Raw genomic sequence first — 5,535 nt, forward strand, 5'->3', positions numbered from 1 at the left:
GCGCGACGGTCAGTCTGGTCGCCCGTCGTCATGGCATTGCGCCTAACCAGCTGTTCGCGTGGCGCAAGCTTGCATCGCAGGGTGCCTTGGTTGCCACCGCAGCCGAAGAGGAGGTTGTCCCTGCCTCGGAATACCGGGCGCTTCAGGCTCAGGTGAAGGAATTACAGCGCCTTCTGGGCAAGAAGACGATGGAAGGGGAAATTCTCAAGGAGGCCCTCGAAATCGCCAACGGCCCAAAAAAACGACTGCTGCACTCAATCTCGCTGCCGAAGGACGTTTTGCGATGAAGGCGCTATGCGAGACGTTAGGCGTTGCCCGGTCGAATATCGCTGCACGCGCCACAGGCACCCTTTCCAGAGCCCGAGGGAGACCTCCGCTTCCCGACGCTGATCTGGTTGCTCAGATCAAGGCGGTCATTGAAGAAATGTCGACCTATGGTTATCGGCGCGTTCATGCCATTCTGCGGCGCAAGGCCCGTGAACAGGGGCGTTCATGGCCGAACGCCAAACGTGTTTATCGCGTGATGAAGCGGCATGATCTGCTCCTTCAGCGCCATACCGGAGCTGCCGGTGAACGCAGACACGACGGGCAAGTCACCGTCGAGCGCTCCAATACCAGATGGTGCTCCGATGGCTTCGAGATCACGTGCGACAACAAGGAAAAGGTCCGCGTTGCATTTGCGCTCGACTGCTGTGATCGGGAAGCAATCGCTCATGTGGCCACGACAGAAGGCATCAAGAGCGAAGATGTACAGGACCTTGTCATCACGGCGGTAGAAAACCGCTTCGGGCGCATCAATATGCTGGCAGAGCCCATCCAGTGGCTTACCGACAATGGTTCATGCTTCATTGCGAAAAACACCGCGTCCCTGCTCCGGGATATCGGTATGGAACAGTGCAGAACACCAGTGCGCAGCCCGCAGTCAAATGGAATGGCTGAGGCTTTCGTCAAAACATTCAAGCGCGATTATGTCCGGATCAACCCGACGCCGGACGCCGAAACTGTCATGGCTCAACTGCCATCATGGTTCGAGCACTATAACAATCTTCACCCGCACAAGGCTTTAGGATATCAATCTCCACGAGAGTTCCTGAGCCGAAATGCTCAATCCTGAAAATGTCCGGTTTTTAAGGGGCAACTCCACCGGAGGCGCGGGTGCCCATGGGGATTGTCATTTAAATTTGAACGTGTTTGTATATTATACGGTTATGCTAATGAGATAATCGAGCAAAGCCGGATCTCGATCATGTTGCACACCTGATCTGCGACATGCTTGAAGTATCATTCTGGAAGAGGGATATTAAATGACTATTGGGACTGTTAAGTTTTTTGATCACGCGCGCGGCTTTGGTTTCATTACGCCGGAAGCTGGTGGGCCAGACGTATTCGTGCATGTTTCTGCGGTAGAGCGCTCAGGACTTCCCGGCCTGGCTGAGGGAGAGAAAATAGCCTTTGAAGTCGGGTCGGATCGACGTACCGGCAAAACGGCGGCCCAAAATCTTCGGACTGTCTAGGCTTAGTACCGTACTGGCCGCCCAAAAACGGGGGTGGGACTGGTCCAGGTGGCCTGCCAGATTACTTTTCAACGGATGCAGCTTAAACGATGGCACATCAAAAGGGCTGGTATCGGTTTCAAAATTCTGGTCATCTGAAACTCCTTAAAACCTGGTATTGGTCATGAGGGTTTTGGGGAGTGCCAGCCGGGGTAGGGATGATCTCGGCTGGCGTTTTACGCGATTGGTCAGGTATTGACTGGCCTGCCGCCGGTTTTTCGGACACTGAATTAAACTAATCCGACCTCGTTTTCAAAGCCCATCGGGCCAAGGTGGCCCAGTGTCGAATGTCGACGCTTTGGACTTTCTCCGCAAAAGTGGAAGGCATTTTGCCAATAGGCGGCCCTTCGTTCCAACTGAGCTGTGCTGCCCCTCGAAGGGCCTTTGTGATAGTAGTCTGGCCTCAAGGTCGACCCGCTGTCGCAATGGCTGTTCGAGGGCATTGCTAGAGCAGGCCTTCCGGTGATTTGCATAGAAACACGCCACATCAAAGCGTTCCTGAAGGCCCGGCCGAGATATCGGGGCTGACACCAAGGCTCAACGAGTCGGGAGAAAGCAAACGTATCGGGCGGGTTTCACTATGCGGAGACGCTATGATGCGAGCATTACTTTATGAAGCGGCTCAAGTATTGCTGACGCGCGTGATGAAATGGTTATGGCTGAAGGCTTGGGCGATGAACGTCGCCAAACGGCGCGGTATGCGCAAGGCCATTGCCGCTCTCGCCCGCAGACTGGCGGTGATCATGCATCGTATGATGAGTGACGGCACCGAGTTCCGCTGGACGCGGGAAACTTCATAGGCAGTCGCCTGACAGGAAGAACGAAGAAGGAGAAGCCCAAGTTCCACCGACCGGTGGAAGCACGTCCACAGCAAAATGGTTTTCAGGACAGGTTCTGATTGGTGAACGTTTGCGGAACGACCTGTTAGCCTGGCTCGGGTGCGCGCGGCACCACAAATTCCGGTCTCAAACCGGATAGTCGAGCTTAGGCAGAGAACAACCAGAGCGCCGCACGCGATTATTTTTTAATGCAGATGACAGCGCAGTTGTAGCAGCGATTTTGTCGCACACACGCAGCCATCATGAACATTGCCAGCCGAGGTGCTGTCCACCTCGACTGGCTATCCCCGAACCTGACGTCTCCCATACACAGGCTGGGGATGTCGTCAAACTTGAAACAATCCAGCTAGCGCCAGCCGGAATAGGCGTTACTCCGACTGGCTGTCCCCCAAACTCGCACGACCAAGTTTTGCGGAGGTTTATAATGGCTCACTATTTGAAACCGATACTATCCCTATTTATAAGGGGACCAATCAACTTTGGTTTCGGTCCGATGATGATTACTGCGGGCATCCCCACCCGGCGCTCCCTTATGCCTCGGCTGGCTATCCCAAAAACTCTCATGACCAGTGCCTGGTTTTAAGGATTTTCATAATGACCAGAATTTCGAAACCGATGTTAGAGCCTGATTCCTGCCGTTTTTCGTATCATTTACCCTAATTGTTGGGTGATGCGTTTCAAAAACTATCCTGTATTGTACGGCCTATAAAGTTCTCTCAACTTTATCAGATTGCGTCAATTCCAAGCCTCGAACAAGACCTCCTTGTTCGAGGCTTTTTTCGCAAGTCAACAAAACAGCCCTTACTCTCTCGCCGACTATTTCTTGGGTTTTCCCGGAAACGCCGATTTGTTAACCTCGTTCTACAGGATGAAGGAGCACAACAATGGCTGAGTTCCGCTACAATCTGCTTGATGCAAATGATGGCACCTGGATCATTTATGATAAATTTACGGGGCGTATTGCCGAAGAAAACGGTGCGATTTGTTCCAGATTGGATTTTGAAGAAGCAGACAACCTCATTGATGACATGAACATCAGGCACATCAGAAAAACCTGCTTAAGAAGACGCTGATACTCTTACCATGATGCGGTTATAACATGCATTATGCTCTATGTTCGGTGCGTCAAAAGTAGGACTGCGAATAGGCTGGAAAACGCTCCATCTCCGTCCCGGAGCGTTTTCCAACTCGCTTCTGATGCAGGAGTTTTTTGAAAAGACGGCTTGCGCACAGCTCTGCGCCCCCTTCGCTCTCATTAGTTCCAATCTCCAGGGCATGCACTTCAATTTCCTGAAACGGCTTGCTGTCTGGAGCCCCAATGAGCCAAAAAACACGATCAAGCGAAATCAGGACTATGCTCGTGAACCCGAGGAGACCGACATGGAATTCGTCATGCTACGATCCACAACGCAAGACCTGGGGTATGTTTATGTGCGTAAGGATAACGTTCAAGCCATTGAGGCCAGATCCCGTTTCGCCTGCACGTAGCCGGATCTATCTGGCGCGCGCCCGCTCTTCTGATTTCCGAGGAAACCCTGAAAGAATTACTGCCGCCCCTTGCTGGAGCAAGCCTGAAGCGTTCGCGGATAATGGCGGACCTATGCTGACGCTCACCATGTCTCCGAAGGAAATATTATGCCCGCGCAGTCATCATGGAAATTACCAGCCGATCATCCCTACCCCGCCTGGCAATCCTCAAAACTACCATGACGAGTGGCAAGTTTTAAGGAATTTTATCATGATCAGAATTTCGAAACCGATGCTAGCATGATTTGAGAGCAACAACGCGGACAGCACACCGCCTGTGCGAATACTTTTGGAATTCCAAAATTGAGAATTGCATTAGAACGTAATGACACAATCATCATGATTGACTTAATAGAAAACGTAGATAAATTTCCCTGTCGCGCTGATAAATAAAAGATAAAGGTGGTCTGCTTATTGCAGTGACGTCAAATAGCCTTTTGAAAAAGGGCGGGGGAACAATATGGGCATGAACATGGAGTTGCCCCTTAAAAACCGGACATTTTCAGGATTGAGCATTTCGGCTCAGGAACTCTCGTGGAGATTGATATCCTAAAGCCTTGTGCGGGTGAAGATTGTTATAGTGCTCGAACCATGATGGCAGTTGAGCCATGACAGTTTCGGCGTCCGGCGTCGGGTTGATCCGGACATAATCGCGCTTGAATGTTTTGACGAAAGCCTCAGCCATTCCATTTGACTGCGGGCTGCGCACTGGTGTTCTGCACTGTTCCATACCGATATCCCGGAGCAGGGACGCGGTGTTTTTCGCAATGAAGCATGAACCATTGTCGGTAAGCCACTGGATGGGCTCTGCCAGCATATTGATGCGCCCGAAGCGGTTTTCTACCGCCGTGATGACAAGGTCCTGTACATCTTCGCTCTTGATGCCTTCTGTCGTGGCCACATGAGCGATTGCTTCCCGATCACAGCAGTCGAGCGCAAATGCAACGCGGACCTTTTCCTTGTTGTCGCACGTGATCTCGAAGCCATCGGAGCACCATCTGGTATTGGAGCGCTCGACGGTGACTTGCCCGTCGTGTCTGCGTTCACCGGCAGCTCCGGTATGGCGCTGAAGGAGCAGATCATGCCGCTTCATCACGCGATAAACACGTTTGGCGTTCGGCCATGAACGCCCCTGTTCACGGGCCTTGCGCCGCAGAATGGCATGAACGCGCCGATAACCATAGGTCGACATTTCTTCAATGACCGCCTTGATCTGAGCAACCAGATCAGCGTCGGGAAGCGGAGGTCTCCCTCGGGCTCTGGAAAGGGTGCCTGTGGCGCGTGCAGCGATATTCGACCGGGCAACGCCTAACGTCTCGCATAGCGCCTTCATCGCAAAACGTCCTTCGGCAGCGAGATTGAGTGCAGCAGTCGTTTTTTTGGGCCGTTGGCGATTTCGAGGGCCTCCTTGAGAATTTCCCCTTCCATCGTCTTCTTGCCCAGAAGGCGCTGTAATTCCTTCACCTGAGCCTGAAGCGCCCGGTATTCCGAGGCAGGGACAACCTCCTCTTCGGCTGCGGTGGCAACCAAGGCACCCTGCGATGCAAGCTTGCGCCACGCGAACAGCTGGTTAGGCGCAATGCCATGACGACGGGCGACCAGACTGACCGTCGCGC

The 5,535-nt window shown here is 52.8% G+C and carries 4 protein-coding genes and 1 pseudogene; 4 read left to right on the top strand and 1 reads right to left on the bottom strand.

Going from position 1 to position 5,535, the window contains the following annotated elements; genetic code table 11:
• The 4 genes and pseudogenes from ACTJKP_RS26035 to ACTJKP_RS26050 all read left to right on the top strand — a co-directional run.
• A protein-coding gene (locus ACTJKP_RS26035; RefSeq protein WP_440630270.1) for an IS3 family transposase occupies window positions 1–1,114 on the top strand; the annotation gives its coding sequence in 2 pieces (ribosomal slippage) (window positions 1–231 and window positions 231–1,114; 1,115 coding nt annotated over the 2 pieces). This gene is flagged as partial in the annotation.
• A 190-nt stretch (window positions 1,115–1,304) separates the two neighbouring features.
• On the top strand, window positions 1,305–1,514 hold the full coding sequence (locus tag ACTJKP_RS26040) for a cold-shock protein (RefSeq protein WP_440632734.1): 210 nt from the start codon (window positions 1,305–1,307) through the stop codon (window positions 1,512–1,514).
• 560 nt (window positions 1,515–2,074) lie between these two features.
• A pseudogene (locus ACTJKP_RS26045) lies at window positions 2,075–2,353 on the top strand (transposase); the annotation flags it as partial.
• A gap of 923 nt (window positions 2,354–3,276) precedes the next feature.
• Window positions 3,277–3,465, top strand: a complete 189-nt coding sequence (locus tag ACTJKP_RS26050; RefSeq protein ID WP_440632735.1) for a hypothetical protein — start codon at window positions 3,277–3,279, stop codon at window positions 3,463–3,465.
• Between the two features lie 956 nt (window positions 3,466–4,421).
• Here the strand turns inward: ACTJKP_RS26050 and ACTJKP_RS26055 are convergent.
• A protein-coding gene (locus ACTJKP_RS26055) for an IS3 family transposase (protein ID WP_440630270.1) occupies window positions 4,422–5,535 on the bottom strand; the annotation gives its coding sequence in 2 pieces (ribosomal slippage) (window positions 4,422–5,305 and window positions 5,305–5,535; 1,115 coding nt annotated over the 2 pieces). This gene is flagged as partial in the annotation.

It is taken from the genome of Brucella sp. 22210 (genome assembly GCF_052045675.1).
Lineage (GTDB): Bacteria > Pseudomonadota > Alphaproteobacteria > Rhizobiales > Rhizobiaceae > Brucella.

Excerpts from the sequence above, each read along its gene's own strand:
- ACTJKP_RS26040 (WP_440632734.1), top strand. The coding sequence starts at position 1,305 with ATGACTATTGGGACTGTTAAGTTTTTTGATCACGCGCGCGGCTTTGGT.
- ACTJKP_RS26050 (WP_440632735.1), top strand. The coding sequence starts at position 3,277 with ATGGCTGAGTTCCGCTACAATCTGCTTGATGCAAATGATGGCACCTGG.